The sequence below is a fragment of the Rhodococcus sp. PSi06 genome, assembly GCF_054960675.1.
Map to the genome: position 1 here is coordinate 23,651 of NZ_JBHNYO010000001.1, position 18,922 is coordinate 42,572.

An 18,922-nucleotide genomic window follows, 5' to 3' on the forward strand; every position below is an offset into this window, starting at 1 on the left:
GAAAACTTTTTCTCAGCGCATCGTGCGACCTGCCGAACCGAGCATCTGCGTCGCCTCCACCACTCTCGCCGCCATCGCCGTCTCGGCCGGCTTGCCCCACGATCGGGGGTCGTAGGCCTTCTTGTTGCCGTACTCGCCGTCGACCTTGAGCACCTGGTCGTACTTGCTCAGCATGTGGCCCGCGATGGATCGGGTGAAGGCGTACTGGGTGTCGGTGTCGATGTTCATCTTGATCACGCCGCTGGCCACCGCAGCAGCGATGTCCTCTGCGCTGGATCCCGATCCACCGTGGAACACCAGATCGAACGGGTTGTTCTTGCCGGTCTCGGCTCCGACGACGGCCTGTATCTCGGCAAGAATCTCGGGCCGTAGGTGTACCGATTCCGGGTTGTAGACGCCGTGGACGTTACCGAAGGTCAGGGCGGTCATGTACCGACCGCGCTCCCCTGCGCCGAGCGCGGCGATCGTGGCCCGGGCGTCGTCGACGGTGGAGTACAACTGTTCGTTGATCTCGTGCGAGACCCCGTCCTCCTCGCCGCCGATCACACCCACCTCGATTTCGAGGATCGTGTTCGCCTGCACCGAAAGATCCAGCAATTCTCGAGCAACGCGCAGGTTCTCCTCGAGCGGCACCGCCGAACCGTCCCACATGTGCGATTGATACAGCGGAGGCAGTCCGCGTCCACGTCGGTCGATCGCGTCGGTCAGCAGCGGCCGCACCCAGTCGTCCAGATTCTCGGCGGGGCAATGATCGGTGTGCAGCGCAACCGAGATCGAATAGTGTTGCGCCACTTCGTGGGCGTACTGAGCGAGCGCCTTCGAACCGGCAACACGGTTCTGCACAGAATTCCCGGAGAGGTAGAGAGCGGTGCCGACGGACACCTGGATGATGCCGTCGCTCTCCGCCTCGGCGAAGCCCTGCAGTGCTGCGTTGAGCGTCTGCGACCCGGTGACATTGATCGACGGGTAGGCGAACCCGCTCTCCTTCGCACGGTCGAGCATGGCCGCGTACTGATCCGGACTGGCAATCGGCATGTCGGGTCCTATCTTTCGGGTGTGGTCGGCGTTGCAGCGCAGCCGCAGGAATTACGGTGATTGAAGGCGGTCGGTACGCGAATGGACTGCCGTGAGCCGTCGTTCCCCTCGATACGTCCGAGAAGTAAGTCGGCTGCCGTTCGGCCGATCGTCTGCACGTCCTGCGCGGCCGCCGTCAACCGAGGCTCGAACAGATCCGACCACTCGAAGTCGTCGTAACACACGAAAGCAAGGTCGGCAGGAATCGACAAGCCCAGCCCACGAACTGCTTTCAGCGATCCGATGGTCATCGAGTTGTTCATCGACACCAGTGCCGTCGGACGGTGCGGACTCGACATCAGCTCGCGCACGGCAGCCTCGGCCACCTCCACGTTCGACCGACCGTCGAGGATCAGGCCAGGATCGAGTTCGATGCCCCGATCGGCGAGTGCACGAGCGTAACCGTCGAATCGTTCTGTCGTGGAGGAGATCCCTTCGATGCCGCGGACGATGGCAATGCGGCGATGCCCGGCATCGAGAAGATGGGCGGTGAGGTCGTAGGCCGATGCGTCGTTCTCCGGGCCGACCTGATCGCAGGGTAGATCGAGCATGCGGTCGATCAACACCAACGGGGTGCCACTGCGCACGATCTCGGGAATGGCCGACGACTCCGATCCTGCCGAAGGCGCGAGAAGCATGCCGTCGACCTGACGATCCAACAGCGAATCGGTCACTTTCCGCTCGGACACCGGCTCGTCGTGCGAATCACCCAGAATGAGCACGTATCCCGCCTCGGACAACCGCTGCTCGACGGCGTGCACCAGGCTGCCGAAGTAGGGGTTCGTCAGCGCGGCAATCGAGAGTCCGACCGTGTTGGTCCGGCCTGCGGCGAGCGAGCGTGCCACGACGTTGCGCCGGTAGCCGATCTCGACGATCGCCGCGTCGACGCGTTGCCGGGTGGTCGGGTTGACCTTACGGGTGCCGTTGAGAACGTGCGAGACAGTCGACACCGACACGCCTGCAATCCGAGCGACATCGTCCATCGTGGCCATGTCAGTCGGCCCGGCACTGTCGCATCTCGGGACGGCGACTCTGCGGAATCGTCACGTCAGACGCAGGATTCGATCGGCACTCCCTGCGGTCGAACCGATCAATTCCGCATTGCGCTCGTCCGAGCCCAGCGCCCAGAACTCCGCGTCCTCGTGCGACTTTCCGTAGGCCTCGTGTCGAGCTACCAGGCGTTCGTGCCGAACCCCCGTATGCGGAGCCAAGAACCAGACCTCGTCGATCATGGACCGAGCCGCAGGCCACGCGTCGGATTCCATCAGCAGATAGTTTCCCTCGGTGATCACCAGCGGAACAGTCGAGGGAACCGGGATGGCCGAGCCGATGGACTCCTCGATCTCGCGCCTGAACCTCGGTGCGTACACGATGGGATCACCGGGCCGTTGCGCGTGAATCGCCGCGATCAGTCGCGCGTAGCCACCGTCGTCGAACGTGTCGTGGGCACCCTTGCGATCGAGCCGGCCCAGTTCGATCAGCACCTCGTTGGCCAGGTGGAAGCCGTCCATCGGTACCAGCACCGCGAGTTCCGGCCCCAGGGCATCGACGAGTTGCTGCGCCACAGTGGATTTTCCGGCACCGGGCGCGCCCGTCAGGCCGAGGATGCGCCGCTCTCCGGCGACGGCGAATGTCCCGGCCAGCTCCACGAGCTCGTCGAGAGTCGCTCTCTGTACGTCCTGATCAGTGCTCACCGTTGTCGCTTCCGAGTCCGTGGGTAGTCGAGTGTGTCAGCGGAGAGTTGCTGTAGCCACGCTCGGGGCCCGACCACCGAGCAGCGCAGCGCCGCAACGCGAGCCGAACTGTGGATTCGATCGATCAGCGAGCCGGGCTGCGTCGAGTAGTAGGCATACGCACCGTGAAACGCATCTCCGGCACCCACTGTATCGACCGCCGTCACCGGCTCCACATCGACCGAACCCGACGAACCATGGGACCACCATTCGACGGGTTCGCTACCGTGGGTGGTGACGACGGTATGCACGCCGGACCGTACGAGCGCAGCTGCGGTGGCAGCCGAGTCCGAGGCGTCCGGGACGCGAAAGTCCGCCGAGCACACCATGTCCGTGGCGTTCGGGATCAGCTCGCTCATCACCGGCTTCCATCGTCCGGCGTCGACGACCAAGGTGGTAACCCGCGCCGCCGCATGTTCCGCGGCGGCGCAGGCGATCAGGGGGTGATGCCCGTCGACGAGGACGACATCGGCATCGGCCACAACGGCCGCGAGATCCTGTGGCGGTGGAACTTCGGAGTGCACGGCGTCCGCCGAGACGACCGACCGGTCGCCGGTCGATTCGATCACCGTCACTGCCGAGACGGGTACCGACCTGAAGCCCGAGGCCGCGTCGAGCACTCGGACTCCGTATGCCTCGAGATCGGCCTTGACCAGACCGGCGACCGGGTCGTCGCCCAGGGCCGTGACGAGCACAGCCGTGCCGCCGAGCGCGGCGAAGGTGACCGCTGCGTTGGCGGCAGGCCCGCCCGCCGCGACGAACTGCGCACTCGAGGTGATCTTCTCGTTGGGGGCCGGGGCCGACGACACTCGATGGATGACATCGAGTGTCGCCAGACCGACGAAAACCCCTACCGGAGGTGTTGTTTCAACGGCCCGCGCGTTCATCGTCGGTCGGCTCCTCCGCGCCGGTCATCAGCGCAACCACCTCGGACATGGTGCGATTCTTCGGATCGACCACACCCGCTCGCTTACCGAGGCGGTGGATGTGAATACGATCGGCAACCTCGAACACGTGCGGCATGTCGTGGCTGATGAGCACCACCGGTATCCCGCGGTCGCGAATGGTTCGGATCAGGTCGATCACCATGCCCGATTCCCGCACGCCCAGGGCCGCGGTCGGCTCGTCCATGATGATCACTCCACGCCCGAACGCTGCCGCCCGCGCGACGGCCACGCCCTGACGTTGACCACCGGAGAGAGTCTCGACCGCCTGGTTGACCGACTTGATGCCGATCTTCAGATCCTGCAGATGCTTCGACGACTCCTCCCGCATCCTCGGCATGTCCAGTCGTCGAAAGAGGCTGCCGCTGATGCCTTTGCGTTTGATCTCGCGGCCGAGGTAGACGTTCGACGCGATGTCGAGCGCGGGAATGACGGCCAGGTCCTGATAGACCGTCTCGATGCCGGCCGCTCGTGCGTCACGAGTGTTCTTGAACGACACCGGCGACCCGTTCATCAGGATCTCGCCCGAGTCCGGAATGACCGCCCCGGCCAAAGCCTTGATGAGACTGGACTTCCCGGCACCGTTGTCGCCGATCACCGCCAGGACCTCACCGGGGCGCAACTCGAAATCGGCTCCGTTGATGGCCGTCACGCTGCCGTAGGTCTTGACCAGACCACGGGCTTCCAGAGCGAGGGGGGCATTCACTGTGACCTCCTGCGTGCAAATTGATCGACGGCCACCGCGACGATGACGAGAATGCCGGTCGCGACGTTCTGGTAGAGGCTGTCGACGCCGGCCTGGGTGAGCCCGTTGCGCAGCACCCCGACGATCAGAGTTCCGATCAGAGTCCCGATGACGGTGCCACGGCCACCGAACAGGCTGGTTCCGCCGATCACGACCGCGGTGATGGTTTCGAGGTTGGCATTCTGGTAGGCGTTCGGGTCCGCATTGGGGATGCGGCCGAGCGCCGCCCACGCGGCGATCGCGGCGATGACGCCGGTGACGATGTAGACCGAGAACAGCACGCGACCGGACTTGATGCCGGAGCGATCCGAGGCCTGCGGACTCCCGCCGACCGCGTAAATGTGTCTACCCCATGATGTTTGGGACAGGGCGTACCACATCACGGCGTACACCAGGAGCATCACCACGACGCCGTAGGTGGTGGAGAAGCTGCCGATCTTGAACGAGGTGCCGAGGAAAGTCAGCGGCCCGCTGGGCACCTGGTACGTCTCGGATCCGGCCAACAACCTGGTGGCCGCTTGGATTGCCGTGAACGTGCCGAGCGTGACGATGAACGGCGGCAGTCTGAGTACGGTCACCAACCCGCCGTTGATCGCGCCGAACGCGACACAGACTGCAAGCGTTGATCCCAGCGCCACGATGGGGCCGTTGGCACCTGCGGTCTGCGCCATCACGATGGTGCCCATCACGGCCACTGCGCCGATCGACAGATCGATTCCGGACGTCAGGATGATCAAGGTCTGGCCGACGGCGAGAATGCCGACGACCACGGACTGCTGCAGAATCAGCGAGACGTTCTGCGGGTTGAGGAACGAGCTCGAGATCGAGCTGAACACGATGATGGCAATGACGAGCGCGGCCAGCGGCCCGAGCAGCGGTTCACGCAGGACGGTCCCCACGTTGAACCGGCTCGGTGCCTTGGGAGGCGCAGCAGTATCGGTACTCACGAATCAATTCCCTGTGTTCGCCGGTACTTCGCTGTCAGCCCCAGCAATTCGCTTCGCCCCACGCGGTGTCCTGGGATTCGATGCCGGCCACCGGCTTGTCGGTGACGAGCTGCGAGCCGGTGTCGTTGAATCCACTGGGCTTGGTGCCGTCCTGGGCGAACTTCACGACCGCGTCGACGCCCTGCTCGGCCATCTTCGCCGGGAACTGCAACACCGTTGCGCCGATGATGCCGGACTTGACGTTCGCGATGCCGGTGCAGCTGCCGTCGATGGAACCGATGGTGATCTGATCGGCGCGCCCGGCAGACTGGATCGCCTGGTAGGCACCCGCCGCGGCGGGCTCGTTGATCGTGTAGAGCGCATTGACGCCCGGAGCGCGCTGCAGCAGGTTCTCCATGGCCGTCTGGGCCTTGGTCTGGTCGCCGTTGGTGTTCTCCTGGCCGACGATCTCCGACGAGCTGTCGGTCAGGCCCATTCCTTCGAGGAACCCGTCGTGACGGAACGTGTCGACGGTGCCGCCCGCGGTGCCGTCGAGCATGATGACCTGGGGTGCAGTGGTTCCCAACGTGCCCTTGACCCATTCGCCCTGGCTCACGCCTGCTGCCTTGTTGTCGGTCGCGAAGGTGGCGTCCACCGCATCCTCGGGGTCGGTGGCGGTATCGAGGGCGATGACGACGACGCCTGCATCGCGCGCCTTCTTGATCGCGTCCAGCACGCCGGTCGAGGAGTTCGGGGTGATCAGAATGCCTTTGACACCCTGTCCCACCAGGTTCTCGATGGCTGCAACCTGTCCCTCGTTGTCACCGTCGAACGCACCGGCCAAAGCGACCAACTCGGCACCACTGGAATCTGCCTTCGCCTGTGCTGCCTCGCGCAGCTTGACGAAGTAAGGATTGGAATCCGTCTTGGTGATGAGCCCGACCTTGACGCTGTCCGAGTCCGAGCTGCTGCACGCAGTCAGACCGAAGACGAGCGAACCGGCCATGAGCGCCGTCCCGATCGTCAGCGCAGACTTCCGACGGTGATTGAACATGTGGACTCCCTTGTCCCCTAGCCACGCGGTCGCGTCGCTCGATTGCAGGAGCATAAAGCGCATACAAGCGCTTGCGCATGCGCTTTCGCCGAAACATACTCGAGGTCTTTTTCGGGCGACGGTTTGGCCGATTCGTGACGGGGGTCACGCTGGTTCGACGGTGCCCCGGGTCTCAGTCGTCGCCGGGCCGAGGTGTCGCAGGGCTCAGTTCTCGCAAACGCGCGCGCGTTTGCCATCCGCGCGCGAGACGGTGACCGATCGCCTGGCGAATCCGCTCGCACCTGGCGAATGCGCGCGCGTTCGCGGAGTCGACCGGCCCCGGTTCACCTCATCCTCATCGCGCGAGTGCGTTCCAGAAGTCGCAGTGATGCTCGGCATCGGCGTCGATCACCGAGATGTTGTCGGAAACGAACTGCAGCACCGGGGTGTCGGTGTCGGTCGTTCGCGGCCACTGCGGCGCACCGTCAGCAGCGGGTGTTCCCGTGTGGGCGAACGAGGTGAAGTATTCGATCATCTTCCGCGCCAGATCCTGTTGCGCCGGCGTCTTCAGTAGATTTTCGCCGCCGAGATCGAACAGGTACGGCATATAGGTTGCGTGCGCGGCGTCCTGCGTGACCCCGGAAGATCCGACACCGTTGACGTCGACCGTGCCGATATCGGCAAATTCGTAGGAGAACACCGGCGCATTCTTCGCCAACTCACGGCCGTTTCGGTATGTGGGACAGGACCATCCAGCGTCGGTGGTGGCCGCTGCCCACGCGAGCGCCGCGGATGGATAATTCTGCAGCGGATAAAGTTCGGCGACGCGGGCGGCGTCGGACCCGAAGGCGTCGGCCATCAATCTCGGGTAGGTGTCGGCAGTGATCGAGGTCGGGTCGGCCAGTACTGCACCACCGACGAACGATCTCTGCTCGGCCTGCGTACCACCAGAGATGACCGGAATCGGCAGTGCAGCACCGTTTTCGACGGCTGTTCGCGGATCCTCGGGCAGCAAATCGGTACCGAAGGCCACGTCGAAGCCGAAGTTCTCCCCCTTACCCACGAGTGCATCGACCGGTAGCGCACGCAGGCACGCCACCGCATCCGCGCCTGCGCACCCCAGTTGCTGCGCAACGTCCGACCCGACCGACTCGTTGACTGCGAGCGGGACGAGCGGTCGCTGCGGCGGAACGCCCGGGAAGACTGCGTCCGCTGGGAAATCCAAGGCGCACGATCCCGACATGATTGCGGCCTTGTCCACCAGACCTTCCGCAACGGGGGACGTCAGCAGAGCGCACGTGGACATGCCGCCCGCCGACTGCCCGAACACGGTGATATTGCTCGGATCACCGCCGAACGCAGCGGCGTTGTCGTTCACCCATCGCAACGATTCGATCTGATCGGCCAGTCCGAAGTTACCCGATCCCGTCAGTCCTGGGAGCCCGAAATAGCCCAACATTCCGAGTCGGTAGTTGACGGTCACGACGATCACGTTGCCCTCGCTCGCCATGCGCTGGGCGTCGTAGGCCGAACCCGAACCGGTAGTGAAGCCGCCGCCGTGCCACCACACCATCACGGGAAGTGGATCATCCGACTGCTTCAGCGGAGTGGTGACATTCAGGAACAAACAATCCTCGTCCGAGGACGTGGTAACACCCGGCAGACCGGAAGCCTGCGGGCACTGCGAGCCGGGTGCGGTGGCGTCGACATCGGCGTCGGACGTCGGAAGCGATTGCGTCGGTGCCCATCTCCGATCGCCGACGGGTGGCTCGGCATATCTGATTCCGAGAAACTGCCGGGCGGTATCGGTGGTCAGTCCGTGCACCGTGGCCGTGGTCGTGGCGACATCGACAGGCACGGTATCGGATTCGACCGCGTTCGATGAGCATCCGGTGAGTATCAGACCGAATACGACGGCGGTGATCGCGAGCTTCTTCATCGATCCTCCGAACGTGTTGCAGCATCGAATGTTCGGCGCAACTCGTCGGCGAGCGTCGCAGTATCGTCGCCCGCCCCGACTCGCCACACGGCTGCGTCGAGAGCGGCTCGGATCGTCAATGCCATGATTCGGGTGTCGAAGGATCGGAACTGTCCGCTCCGCTGGCCCGCCTCGAGCACTGTGTGCACTTCGAGCATTTCGGCTCCGTGCTCGGATCGTTCGGCCCGCGCGGGGGTGGCGGCGAAAATGGCCGAGAGGGCCTTCATGTGGCGCGGATACGCAGCGTAGAACGTGACGCTGCCACCGATGAAGGCCAACAACGCTTCTCGACTCGAGTGGGCCGCCTGAACGTCGGGGCCCACTTCCTGCTCGCCGAGTGCATAGACGCGCTGAACGACACCGTCGAGAAGTTCTTCGCGGGAGCCGAAGTGGTAGGAGATGACTCCGCGGCTGATGCCTGCGTGCTGGGCGATGCGCACGAACGACGCCTTCTCGACCCCCGTCTCGGCGATGACGTCGATGGCACATTCGATCAACTGCGCTCGGCGGGCGTTCTGGATGTACGTCGGTTCCGAGCGATCGGCCTTGGCGGAGGGCATGTCTGCAAATCTAACACTGGTGGGAGATTTTTCCCAGTGGTGTCAGAAATGAGCTCGAGGCGAGCTGACTGTCCACCATTCGCCGCCGGCTACGGGATCCCGCTCGAGCGCACGAATTGTGGACGCTCGGCTCACTTGTCGCCCGCCACCGAATCCGGCTCGTCATAGGTGACCGTGATGTCCTGAAACCCTTTGTTGCGCTGCGCTTCTGCCTGACCGGTGTAGGAGTTCTTGTCCCCTTCGGTGAGTTCGACGTTGTCGGTGAACGGAGTGAGCAGCGCCCGGGGATGCAGGTGATCGACGCGCACGGCATTGATTTCGATGCACAGCACTATCAGCACCGATGCGACGTACAGGAAGCCGAGCAAACCGAGCACGATCGCGAAGATTCCGTTGGCGGCGCTGGCATTTCCGACGACGTAGCGGATGTAGATTCCGCCGAACGACTGCAGCGCCTGCCAGATCACGGCGGCGATCGCTGCACCGGGCAACACCTCGCGGATACTCAGCGCACGTGCTGTCCCGATGCGAAATGCTGCAGTGAAGACCACGACGTTGACGATCACTGCACCGACCAGCGCCAGCGCACCGCCCGCGAACCCGAACACACCGGAGGATGCGACTCCGTTCAGGACTGTCAGCCCGATGATCGCGGTGCCTACGGTGCTCAGCAGCAACAGCCCACGCAGGCGTCCCTTGATCGGATCCGGTTGCTCGTTCCGGGGCACCGACCATGCGGTGTTCATCGCGTACTGGGCGGCCAACGAGACTCCCAGTCCGCCGTAAAGCGACCCCACGACACCGATGACGATGGCCGTCGTTCCGCCACTGAGGCGATCCGGCTGAGCGAGTTGGTCCCCGATGACGGGTATTTGGCTCATCGCCGAATCGATGATCCGGGTCTGCAGATCCGGGTCGCCGGCCAGCACGATCCCCAACACCGTGGTGAACAGCAGCAACAACGGAAACAGCGAAAGGAACGAGTAGTACGCGATCAGAGCAGCGAGATACCCGCCTCGGTCGTCGAGAAATTTGTACAGCACCGCCAGCGGGAAACCCGCCGACGGGTGTTTGCGCTGAAAACTGTCCACCTTGGCGACCATCATCGGTCGAATGTATCCACAGCCGGGACGGCGGAAACGTCGACGGTAGATGTGACCTAGATCTCTTCGTCGATACGTGCGCTTCGGGCGACGGCTCTCGACTAACTCTCCAGTACCAACCCAGAACGAAGAAAGGGACTCACATGAGCTTCATCGACAAGGCCAAGAACGCAGCAGAAGACGCCATCGGCAAGGCCAAGGAAGTTGTGGGCGACGCCACCGACAACAAGGACCTCGAGGCCGAGGGCAAGAAGGATCAGGGTTCGGCAGGCGTGAAGAAGGTCGGCGAGAACATCAAGGACACCTTCAAGTAAGTCGTTTCCCAGCAGAGGGCCGCCGATCCGACGATCGGCGGCCCTTACTGCTCCACACGCGTATAAAATGCTCAGAACCGGCCGGACAGCCGGTAAGCGTCCAGCAGAAGGCGCATGATCGTGGATTCCGCCGGCGACGGGCGGCTGGGGTCCCATGCGAGAGGACCACGTGAATGTCGCACCCATCGACCGATCTGCACCCTGGCAATTCGTCTCGTGCATCCACGCTCGCCGAGTTCGCTCGGTCGCTTCGCGATACCCGTCGTTCGATGCCCGAGACGATGAGCGAGATCCTGCGTACTGCCATCACGCTCATCCCCGGGGCCACGATCGGATGCGTGACCACACTGAGCAAGGGTGAGCGATCGGTGGTGGCATCCACCGACCCCCTCGCCGAAAAGCTGTGTCGGCTTCAGTACGAACTCGACCAGGGCCCGATTCCCACCGAGGTATGGCATCTCGATGTCGTCGTGTCCGACGACCTCACCGCCGAACCGCGGTGGCCCGAGTTCGCCGCGCTCGCCGTCGGCGAAGGTTTCATGTCACTGGCCGCATTTCAGCTCTACAGCAACGCCGACGACCTCGGCGCGCTGGTGTTCTACAGCAACCAACCGGGGGCTTTCGACGCCGACGCGGTCGAGATCGGCGAGGCACTCGCCGCCCATGCTGCGATCGCCATGCTCAGCGCCCGCGACAACGAACAGTTCCGCACCGGCTTGGCCAGTCGAGACATCATCGGCCAGGCCAAAGGGATGATCATGGAACGCTACGACCTCGACGCAGTGCAGGCGTTCGAGTTGCTCGCCAAGCTGTCGCAGCAACAGAATCTTCCCCTGCACAAAGTGGCCAACGACCTGATCGAGACCGACCACCCCACCAATTCGACCTTCTGACGCCCGAGGGGTTTCGATCACCCGCTCGCGAGGAAGGCTGTCGGCGGTACCGCTGCGCAATTCGCGGTATCCGCGGGCGGTTATGTCGTTGAGCCAACAGCGATCGACCGCCCGTCGCTACGGCTCCGGCTGACACCTGGGGCACCACCACGTTCGACGCCGATCGGGGTCGCCCGGTACCTCTGCGATCACCCGGACGCCTGTTCCGCACCGCAGACACGGTTTGCCCGCCCGTCCGGCAACCCAGTGCGATCGACCCCGTCGAGTGTCGCCAGTGGTGACCTGCATCGCGCCCGGCACCGTTGCCGAATGACGCATCGCTCGCTGCAGCAGAGCAACCAGTTTCTCCGCATCCACGTCACTGGACCGGGTCCACGGCCACAGACCCCGTAGGAAACAAAGTTCGTTCGCCCACAGATTGCCCGGTCCGGCCATCACCCTCTGATCCAGCAGCGCGGCGATGATCGGGCGATCGTTCTGCGCAACCACATTGGCTGCGGCCACGCCTGCGTCGAAATTCGGATTCAGTGGGTCCGGGCCGAGATGGGCGACCGATGCGTCGATATCCCCGGTCCATCCGTACTCCACCACCGGCAACAGAATCCCGTATGCGGTGGGACCGTCGACCACGGACAACTGCACGCGCACGTCCGGACGCACCCGCTGCGGAATCGACCGGCCTGCCCGCACCACAGTCCACGAACCGCTCATGCGGAGATGTGTGTGCAACGTCGTGCCGTCGTCGAAATCGGTGAACAGATGCTTGCCATGGGTTCGATGCGCGACGACAACTCGCCCGGCCAAGTTTTCCACCGCATGTGCCGGCACGTTCAATCTGCCGGCGCGCAACCGTGCGCCGTCCAGGGCTCGACGCAGCCTCGCGGCCAGAACGAACACGGTGTCGCCTTCGGGCATGGACACCGTGTATCCCGGCCGAAAGAGCCGTAACCGTCCATCTGCCCGAGGTGTGACCATTACGCTTCTCCTGAGCTGTAGCAGATTGCTACACTTGAGGCTGTTGCCGAAAGGGAGTAGCCATGACCAATGTTGCCGACCGAGTAACACGATTTGCATCGGACCTCGTGGACGACGCGGCTGCCGAGGGTGAACGCGAAAACCGCTCGGCAAGACAACAACTGGAACACTGGGCCCGAATCGGCCGTGAAGTGTCGAGTCAGCGAGGAATCGCTCGCCGACGGGTCGAAGCCGCGCTCGCCGGTCGAACTCCCCTTTCCGACCTGTCGCCGGAAGAAGGGGTCGTGTTCAACGCCGAGACAGCAACGGCACTGGAAGAATCTTTGGGTGGTGGCCACCACCTCGCCGAGCGCACCGCGCAGGGACGGACGACGGTATTTCTCGATGAACTCGGACGGGTCGTGAAGAGCCTGCCCGACGGTACCAAGATCGTGTTGTGAGGCGTCTCGATCTGGTCGTCGGGCCGAATGGCGCGGGCAAGACCACGTTCGTCGAGCAGAGGTTGTTTCCTCTTCTGCCGATGAGCACTTTCGTCAACGCCGATGTCATCGCCAAGCAGAACTGGCCGGACGCCCCGGAAAGTCATTCCTACGAAGCCGCCCGAACGGCCGCACGCATTCGTGATTCGCTCGTGAAGCTCGGTGAGTCGTTCATTGCCGAGACCGTGTTCTCACATCCTTCGAAGCTCGACTTCGTGGCTGTGGCGAAGCAAGCCGGCTACGTCGTCGTGCTGCACGTGATCACGGTGCCTGTCGAGTTGTCGATCGCACGAGTTGCTGTGCGGGTGGAGGAGGGCGGCCACCACGTACCCGAGGACAAGATCCGCGAGCGACACACGAGATTGTGGTCCCTGGTGTCGCAGGCGATCGATCTGGCGGATCAGTCGACCGTGTACGACAATTCTCGGTCCGATGTCACGACGATCGTCGCCCGCTACGTCGATGGCGACGTGGTAGGCGACACGCACTGGCCGGCATGGGCTCCGAAGGAGCTTGTCGACAGACCGTGACCCTACGGCGCTGTCCAGCTTCGACAACGCTCTGGTGCAGGTGTAGCGCACCTGGTTGTTCACGATCGAACCCCAGCTGCTTCGATTCCGCCGGCCGGGGACGATCGTGAACACTCAGGTCCGGTCACCCGCCAACAGTGTCGAGGTGCGACGGGTGAGATTCATATGAGTTCGCTTTCTGGGGCGGCTCTGGTCCGGGATCGATGGATCGAGCCGAGGACGACGTCGACGGCGAGGAACGCCACCAGGCTCAGCCCGAGGAGCGGGACGAACCAGCCGACCCCGACGGCGACAACCGCCAGTACGGCGACCGACGTCGGTGAGACGCGTCGCATACCGCCGCGCACGGGCGGCCGGCCCGAGGTGAGGCCGGTTGCCGTAGTGGGGCGGCGCTTCCACCACATCATGTAGCCGCGGACGATCACCGATGCCAATGCGATCGCAAGTGCCAGCAGCGCAAGCTGATTGGCCACGCCGAACAGCGTCCCCATGTGCAGTTGAATACCCCAGGCCGACAGTTTGGCCGCCAGTGGCCAGTCGGCGAAGTACTGAGTGTCGATCACCGTGCCGGTGCTGCCGTCGATCGCGATCGAATTGTTCGACATCACCCAGGGTTGACGGGTCTCCGCGACGACGAACGCCGTGTCGGCCGACGCCGGGATCGATGCTTCCACCGCTCCGTCGATGCCGTTTACTTTCGCGATGTCGAGAACCGAATCGATGTGACCGACGTTGTTGTCGGTCGTCGACTCATCGGCCCGCATGTCCATCGAGTGACCGCCGTGACCGGAGTGATCCCCCATCGTCGCCGCGCTGGAGGAACCGATGGTCGTGCTGACGGCGGGTGTGGTCCAGCTCAATGCCGAACGCAGCTCGGTGACGTTCTTGCCGGCGTAGGTGGACCATGTGAGTCCGGTGGCGGAGAGGAAGATCAGACCGACGGCAATCCAAATACCGGCTACGCCATGCCAGTTCAGGGACCGGTTGCGGCCCTTCGACTTCCGATCGAAGGTGAGCAGTGTCGCTCGGCCTCGATTGCGCCGATAGCGCTCGAACCACAGGTAGAGACCGCCGAGCGCGATCACCCACAGCCAGGAGGCAGCGAGCTCGCTGTAGAGCCGGCCGGGCTCACCCAGGTGGAGATGGCGATGCAGTTCGGAAATCCAGGTGCGCACCGGCAATGCGCTGGACGAGCCGTAGACGGGGAGTTCACCCACAGTCGCTGCGGTCGTAGGGTCGACGAAGACAGCCAGCCGCGTGGATTCACCGAGGCCGGGGTCGGTGAACATCACTCGGGTGGTATCGCCGGCGTCGGTGGCGGGGCGCACTGCGACGACGGCGAGATCGGGTTGTACCGCCTGCGCCGCTCGGATCTGATCTTCCACCGGAACGGCCGGGCCGGTGGCGTCGACGTGGAGGTAGTCCCGATACATCAACTGTTCGATGGTCGGCGCGACGGCGTACAGCCCGCCGCTGATGGTGGCGATCAGGATGAAGGGTGCAATGAGGATGCCCGCGTAGAAGTGCAGCCGCAGGATCAGCGGACGCCAACTGCGGGGGCCGGTGGGACGGGTGGGCGGGGAAGGATCGGCGACGCGTTCCAATTCCGGTGTGGACACGAGGACTCGTTTCGTGAAAGCAGGTGGGCGCGGATAGGCGCGAGAGGGCATCGCACGACGGATCGAGCCGTGCGCAGACGGCGCGAATCGACGACAGTGCGAGGTACAGGATTCAAATGCGGAAACAACCCGGTGCCCGACGCCTGACGAGCAGGGCGGGTGATGCGTTCGGGTTGTGTTCAGGCAGTACGAGCCGGCGGTCCGCGGTTCCCACGGCCGGAGAGGTCGAGCAGTAGCGTCGATCCCGGGATCCGGTAGACCGGGAGCGGCGGAGCGATGCGGTTGTCGTCGACGACGAGCGCCGTCAGGAGCGGCAGTGCTCTCCGGAGTGAGGAGACGGCTCGCCGGATTCCGTGCTCGGCTCCGCGAATGGCGAGTGCGCCGACCACGACGGCGACCGCGTGCGCGACGAGCATCTGCTGGGTGAGCATCGAACCGTGATGGTGGCCGTCGACGGCGGTGAGCAGTAGGTGTCCGATTGCTTGAGCCGTGGCCAGCACGACCAGGAGCTGCGACCGCGGTGCCACCGCAGTAGGTACCGCCGTCGCCGCATATCCGACTGCCGCGCACACGAGCACCAGCAGCACCACTGCGGCGTCGGACGGGAACATCCCTCCGCCGAACGTGTGCGCAGTGGCTGTGACCAGGGCAGAGAGGGTGCCGACGGATGCACCGCGCACAGGCGCGAATCCATCCATGGCTGACATGACAGGGATCCTACTATCGGGTGCACCGCGCCCAAGATCGAGTGTTGCGCCCACCGAGACCGATCGCTGCCGGCCGGTTGGCCACTCGTCATCGGTCTCGCACAACCGGTCCATCGGTATGTTCCGGGGCGTCTATCCTGATCCTCGGTATTCTAATGTTGGACTACGTCAGCGCGAGCTCACGAAGGGACGCACGTGGAAGAGAACTCGGACGAGGCCGAGGCCCGGGTGTTTGCCGAGATGCTGGCAGCAGAAATCGCACTTGCATCATCGCGGGTCGAGGAGCCCGAGGAGTCGGCGCGCATCGCGTCCAGAGTCGGAGATTCTCGCAGCGAGATGTGGCACAGCGAACAAGCGTGCGCACTCAGGCAGGCCCTGTACGAACTACATCGGCAGCTCGACGCACTGTTCACTCGATTTCCCGGGTCGAAGGCGCACACCTACAGCTAGCGTGCCGGCCAGACCGGCTCGGGCTTCTACACCCCGAGCCGGCCGACGGCAGTTCAGGCGGTTGTCTACTCGGCGAGCTTCGTGATCGCCTGAGCCCATAGGAAGTACTTGTTACGGCCCAGATCGCCGATGGTCTTGATGTTGAACGCCGCCTTCAGGTGCTCGGCGTGCGCCGGGCTCACTCCCTGCAGCGCATCGACGGGGGCGTCGACCAGTTCGGTGAGCGGCTTGTCCTCGTATGCCTTGTCGAGCTTGTCGGCGATTCCAGCCATGGAGCTACCTCCCGTGTTGTCCGATCAGCACCCGGTGCGGGCACCGCCACCGATGGTACGAGAACGACTGCAACCGGCGCTGCGGAAGACGAATCCTTTACTCGCACATGGCAAAAGAGCAGGTCATGACTTACCGACCACGGCGACGATCAGTTTCGTCAACTCCCCGGTTGCCTCCTCCGGAAGGAGCGCACCGGACACTGCCGCGTGCGAGAGTGCGTCCGCTGCGCCGAAGACGGCGGTGAGTGACGGCGACGAAACACCGTCCGCGGCGAACGGCTCGAGGATAGTTCGACATCGCTCGGAGTACGCCCGCTCGGATGCCCGCTTTACCTGTTCGAGCTCCGGCGAACCCTCCAGTGCCGCAAGCACACCCGTCAGCTCGCGCCCCTGCGCCAGAGCACAACCGATGTACGAGTTCGCGATGGCCCGCGCCCGTCCGATCAGGGACGCAGGCGCCGCATCGAGGCTCTCCTCCAGCATTGCCGTCTGCCGATCGTCGAATTCGGTGAACAACGCGGCCAGGAGTTCGGCCCGCGAGCCGAAGTGGCTGTACACCACTGGTTTTGCGACGCCGGCATGTTCGGCGAGCCGTCCCAGCGTCAACGCGTCGGCCCCTTCCGATCGCACGAGCGCCCAGGAGACCTCGACCAATTGGTCGTACCTGTCCGATCGGGACAACCTCGTGCGAGCCATCGGGGACCTCCTTGCGCTATATACGAATAGTAACCTACTCTTGGTACATAGCTACTCGCCTCGAACGAAGGATCAGCCATGAACGCACTCGTCGTAGTGTCCCACTCCGATCCGGATTCACTCACCCACCACGTCGCCGGATCCGTGTCCGACGCGATTCGCACCGCTGGCGGCACGGTCGAGACAGCCGATCTCGCTCTCGAGAATTTCGATCCACGCTTTTCCACTGTCGATCTGAATCTGTTCCGCGGCAACGGCACCCCGCCGGGGGACGTCATCGCCGAACAGGAGCGAATCGACCGCGCAGACCATCTGGTTCTCGCGTTCCCGATGTACTGGTGGTCGATGCCGGCCCTGCTGAAGGGCTGGATCGATCGCGTCTTCGTCGGCGGATGGGCGTTCGATTACAACCCGGGAGTCGGCATCGTCAAGAAACTGGACCGACTCACAGTTCACCTGGTGGTGGTTGCAGCCGAGGACTCCGAGAGCTTCGCCCGTCACGGCGTACACGAGGCGTTCCGGACACAGATCGAACGCGGCATAGTCGAATACTGCGGGGCAACAGTCGGATCGACGACATTTCTGCACGGATCCGATACCCGGGATCGCGAAGACCTCCTCGACGAGATCGCAGAGATCGGCACTGCCGTGGCCGCGCATGTACTGGCCGACACGAACACATCTGCGGCGGTGTAGCACTCAGGTAAGCCGCGCGGCCACCGCAGCAAGATCCGCCACCGACCCATCGGCGATCGTGCGGACGTGTTCGGTGATCGAGTCGATGGGCCAGTTCCACCAGGCAATGTCCAGCAACGTCCGAATCTCGTCCGCAGTGAATCGTTCTCGGAGCACACGGGCGGGATTCCCACCGACGACGGCGTAGTCCGGAACATCCTTGGTGACAACACTTTCGGTGGAGATCACCGCACCGTTGCCGATCCGCACCCCCGGCATCACGGTGACGTTGCCGCCGATCCAGACGTCGTGGCCCACCACGGTGTCTCCCCGCGACGGCAGATCGGACACCAGGTCCGAGTGCGCTGCCCAGGCACCACCCATGATGGGAAAGGGATACGTCGACACACCGCTCATGCGGTGGTTCGCCCCGTTCATGATGAACGTGACACCGGTGGCCAACGCACAGAACTTCCCGATCACCAGCCGATCGGGTCCGTAGTGATGCAATACGTTTCGAGTTGCGAACCGATCCGCGAATTCCGGATCGTCGTAGTACGTGTACTCACCGATGTCGATGAGCGGGCTGGACACCAGCGGCTTCAACAGCACCACCCGCGGCTGCCCGGGAATGGGATGCAGGTTCGATGCATCTGGAGCGGTCATGCTCCGACCCTAGCGAGGGCGTCGACCACTCAGGCAGGAGTGAGCCGAAAGATCGGAAACCGTCGGCCCTCGGCGGTCTCGACGTACTTGGCGAAGCCCTCGGACGCGTCCAGGAATTTCTGCCAGTTCGCATCCCACTCGTTGTCGGGGATTTCCGACACGGTCACCGCGATGGTCCGGACGGCACCGTCTCCGGGGATCTCGACGTCGATGGCGGGGTGCGCGCGCAGGTTGTGCACCCACGCAGGATGTTTCGGTGACCCGGCCGCGGACCCGACGATCAGCCAACTGTCGTCCTCGGGGATTGCCATGAGCGGGTTCAACCGGATCTCACCGCTCTTGGCACCGATGGAATGCAGTACGACGAGCGCATCACCGAAGCCCGCCGTCGACACGTGCCCACCGTTGCTACGGAACTCGTCGATGATCATCTCGTTGAAGTCGGCCATAGCAAAAGTATGACGCGCAGCACGTCGTTTCGGAACCGATCGCATCACGCGATTTCCGTCGACACGACCTGAAAGGTTAGCCTGTGCTCACACGTACCCAC

General features: G+C 63.9%; 23 protein-coding genes. 6 read left to right on the forward strand and 17 right to left on the reverse strand.

Annotated features, from left to right (window positions below; all coding sequences use genetic code 11):
• Positions 1 to 12 precede the first annotated feature (12 nt).
• The 10 genes from fbaA to ACFI9K_RS00165 form a co-directional block, all read right to left on the reverse strand.
• Positions 13 to 1,035 carry a class II fructose-bisphosphate aldolase gene (gene fbaA / locus ACFI9K_RS00120; protein WP_462661646.1) on the reverse strand — a complete coding sequence of 341 codons (1,023 nt, stop codon included), beginning with the start codon at positions 1,033 to 1,035 and terminating at the stop codon, positions 13 to 15.
• 8 nt (positions 1,036 to 1,043) lie between these two features.
• Entirely contained in the window at positions 1,044 to 2,066 is a 1,023-nt protein-coding gene (locus tag ACFI9K_RS00125) for a LacI family DNA-binding transcriptional regulator (RefSeq protein WP_462661647.1), read from the reverse strand.
• Between the two features lie 51 nt (positions 2,067 to 2,117).
• Positions 2,118 to 2,768, reverse strand: a complete 651-nt coding sequence (locus ACFI9K_RS00130) for a nucleoside/nucleotide kinase family protein (protein WP_462661648.1) — start codon at positions 2,766 to 2,768, stop codon at positions 2,118 to 2,120.
• Positions 2,765 to 3,694 carry a PfkB family carbohydrate kinase gene (locus ACFI9K_RS00135; protein ID WP_462661649.1) on the reverse strand — a complete coding sequence of 310 codons (930 nt, stop codon included), beginning with the start codon at positions 3,692 to 3,694 and terminating at the stop codon, positions 2,765 to 2,767. The genes ACFI9K_RS00130 and ACFI9K_RS00135 overlap by 4 nt, the downstream gene beginning before the upstream one ends.
• On the reverse strand, positions 3,675 to 4,457 hold the full coding sequence (locus ACFI9K_RS00140) for an ATP-binding cassette domain-containing protein (protein WP_462661650.1): 783 nt from the start codon (positions 4,455 to 4,457) through the stop codon (positions 3,675 to 3,677). Before ACFI9K_RS00140 ends, ACFI9K_RS00135 begins: the two co-directional genes overlap by 20 nt.
• Positions 4,454 to 5,443 carry an ABC transporter permease gene (locus tag ACFI9K_RS00145; RefSeq protein WP_462661651.1) on the reverse strand — a complete coding sequence of 330 codons (990 nt, stop codon included), beginning with the start codon at positions 5,441 to 5,443 and terminating at the stop codon, positions 4,454 to 4,456. Before ACFI9K_RS00145 ends, ACFI9K_RS00140 begins: the two co-directional genes overlap by 4 nt.
• A 34-nt stretch (positions 5,444 to 5,477) precedes the next feature.
• A complete protein-coding gene (locus tag ACFI9K_RS00150) occupies positions 5,478 to 6,476 on the reverse strand; it encodes a substrate-binding domain-containing protein (protein ID WP_222092089.1) in 999 nt (332 codons plus the stop codon).
• Positions 6,477 to 6,810: 334 nt separating this feature from the next.
• On the reverse strand, positions 6,811 to 8,394 hold the full coding sequence (locus ACFI9K_RS00155) for a carboxylesterase/lipase family protein (protein ID WP_462661652.1): 1,584 nt from the start codon (positions 8,392 to 8,394) through the stop codon (positions 6,811 to 6,813).
• Positions 8,391 to 8,993, reverse strand: a complete 603-nt coding sequence (locus tag ACFI9K_RS00160) for a TetR/AcrR family transcriptional regulator (RefSeq protein ID WP_462661653.1) — start codon at positions 8,991 to 8,993, stop codon at positions 8,391 to 8,393. Before ACFI9K_RS00160 ends, ACFI9K_RS00155 begins: the two co-directional genes overlap by 4 nt.
• 131 nt (positions 8,994 to 9,124) lie before the next feature.
• Positions 9,125 to 10,096, reverse strand: coding sequence for a YihY/virulence factor BrkB family protein (locus ACFI9K_RS00165; protein WP_462662095.1), 972 nt, complete (start codon positions 10,094 to 10,096; stop codon positions 9,125 to 9,127).
• A gap of 143 nt (positions 10,097 to 10,239) precedes the next feature.
• Between ACFI9K_RS00165 and ACFI9K_RS00170 the strand changes: the two genes are divergently transcribed.
• Both ACFI9K_RS00170 and ACFI9K_RS00175 read left to right on the forward strand, forming a co-directional pair.
• Positions 10,240 to 10,410 carry a CsbD family protein gene (locus tag ACFI9K_RS00170; protein WP_008718579.1) on the forward strand — a complete coding sequence of 57 codons (171 nt, stop codon included), beginning with the start codon at positions 10,240 to 10,242 and terminating at the stop codon, positions 10,408 to 10,410.
• Positions 10,411 to 10,583: 173 nt separating this feature from the next.
• Positions 10,584 to 11,303 carry a GAF and ANTAR domain-containing protein gene (locus ACFI9K_RS00175; protein WP_462661654.1) on the forward strand — a complete coding sequence of 240 codons (720 nt, stop codon included), beginning with the start codon at positions 10,584 to 10,586 and terminating at the stop codon, positions 11,301 to 11,303.
• Positions 11,304 to 11,420: 117 nt separating this feature from the next.
• Here the strand turns inward: ACFI9K_RS00175 and ACFI9K_RS00180 are convergent, their stop codons facing one another.
• Positions 11,421 to 12,278, reverse strand: coding sequence for a DNA-formamidopyrimidine glycosylase family protein (locus ACFI9K_RS00180; protein ID WP_462661655.1), 858 nt, complete (start codon positions 12,276 to 12,278; stop codon positions 11,421 to 11,423).
• Between the two features lie 62 nt (positions 12,279 to 12,340).
• Here ACFI9K_RS00180 and ACFI9K_RS00185 point away from each other — a divergent pair, with 62 nt between their 5' ends.
• Both ACFI9K_RS00185 and ACFI9K_RS00190 read left to right on the forward strand, forming a co-directional pair.
• The gene (locus tag ACFI9K_RS00185; RefSeq protein ID WP_462661656.1) at positions 12,341 to 12,718 is read left to right on the forward strand and encodes a TA system antitoxin ParD family protein; all 378 of its coding nucleotides are present in this window, start codon (positions 12,341 to 12,343) and stop codon (positions 12,716 to 12,718) included.
• A complete protein-coding gene (locus ACFI9K_RS00190) occupies positions 12,715 to 13,287 on the forward strand; it encodes a zeta toxin family protein (protein WP_462661657.1) in 573 nt (190 codons plus the stop codon). The genes ACFI9K_RS00185 and ACFI9K_RS00190 overlap by 4 nt, the downstream gene beginning before the upstream one ends.
• A gap of 161 nt (positions 13,288 to 13,448) precedes the next feature.
• Here the strand turns inward: ACFI9K_RS00190 and ACFI9K_RS00195 are convergent, their stop codons facing one another.
• Together ACFI9K_RS00195 and ACFI9K_RS00200 are read right to left on the reverse strand one after the other, a co-directional pair.
• Positions 13,449 to 14,906 carry a PepSY-associated TM helix domain-containing protein gene (locus ACFI9K_RS00195; protein ID WP_462661658.1) on the reverse strand — a complete coding sequence of 486 codons (1,458 nt, stop codon included), beginning with the start codon at positions 14,904 to 14,906 and terminating at the stop codon, positions 13,449 to 13,451.
• 179 nt (positions 14,907 to 15,085) lie between these two features.
• Positions 15,086 to 15,613, reverse strand: a complete 528-nt coding sequence (locus tag ACFI9K_RS00200) for a hypothetical protein (protein ID WP_462661659.1) — start codon at positions 15,611 to 15,613, stop codon at positions 15,086 to 15,088.
• A gap of 195 nt (positions 15,614 to 15,808) precedes the next feature.
• Between ACFI9K_RS00200 and ACFI9K_RS00205 the strand changes: the two genes are divergently transcribed.
• Positions 15,809 to 16,063, forward strand: coding sequence for a hypothetical protein (locus tag ACFI9K_RS00205; protein ID WP_462661660.1), 255 nt, complete (start codon positions 15,809 to 15,811; stop codon positions 16,061 to 16,063).
• Between the two features lie 65 nt (positions 16,064 to 16,128).
• Here ACFI9K_RS00205 and ACFI9K_RS00210 read toward each other — a convergent pair whose 3' ends face one another.
• Positions 16,129 to 16,335: a hypothetical protein gene (locus tag ACFI9K_RS00210; RefSeq protein ID WP_283274680.1), complete on the reverse strand. Its 207-nt coding sequence runs from the start codon at positions 16,333 to 16,335 to the stop codon at positions 16,129 to 16,131.
• Between the two features lie 123 nt (positions 16,336 to 16,458).
• Positions 16,459 to 17,031: a TetR/AcrR family transcriptional regulator gene (locus ACFI9K_RS00215; RefSeq protein ID WP_462661661.1), complete on the reverse strand. Its 573-nt coding sequence runs from the start codon at positions 17,029 to 17,031 to the stop codon at positions 16,459 to 16,461.
• A gap of 78 nt (positions 17,032 to 17,109) precedes the next feature.
• Between ACFI9K_RS00215 and ACFI9K_RS00220 the strand changes: the two genes are divergently transcribed.
• On the forward strand, positions 17,110 to 17,727 hold the full coding sequence (locus ACFI9K_RS00220) for an NAD(P)H-dependent oxidoreductase (RefSeq protein ID WP_462661662.1): 618 nt from the start codon (positions 17,110 to 17,112) through the stop codon (positions 17,725 to 17,727).
• Between the two features lie 3 nt (positions 17,728 to 17,730).
• Here the strand turns inward: ACFI9K_RS00220 and ACFI9K_RS00225 are convergent, their stop codons facing one another.
• Entirely contained in the window at positions 17,731 to 18,372 is a 642-nt protein-coding gene (locus ACFI9K_RS00225; RefSeq protein ID WP_462661663.1) for a CatB-related O-acetyltransferase, read from the reverse strand.
• A 29-nt stretch (positions 18,373 to 18,401) separates the two neighbouring features.
• Positions 18,402 to 18,821, reverse strand: a complete 420-nt coding sequence (locus tag ACFI9K_RS00230; protein ID WP_462661664.1) for a nitroreductase/quinone reductase family protein — start codon at positions 18,819 to 18,821, stop codon at positions 18,402 to 18,404.
• Positions 18,822 to 18,922: the final 101 nt, after the last annotated feature.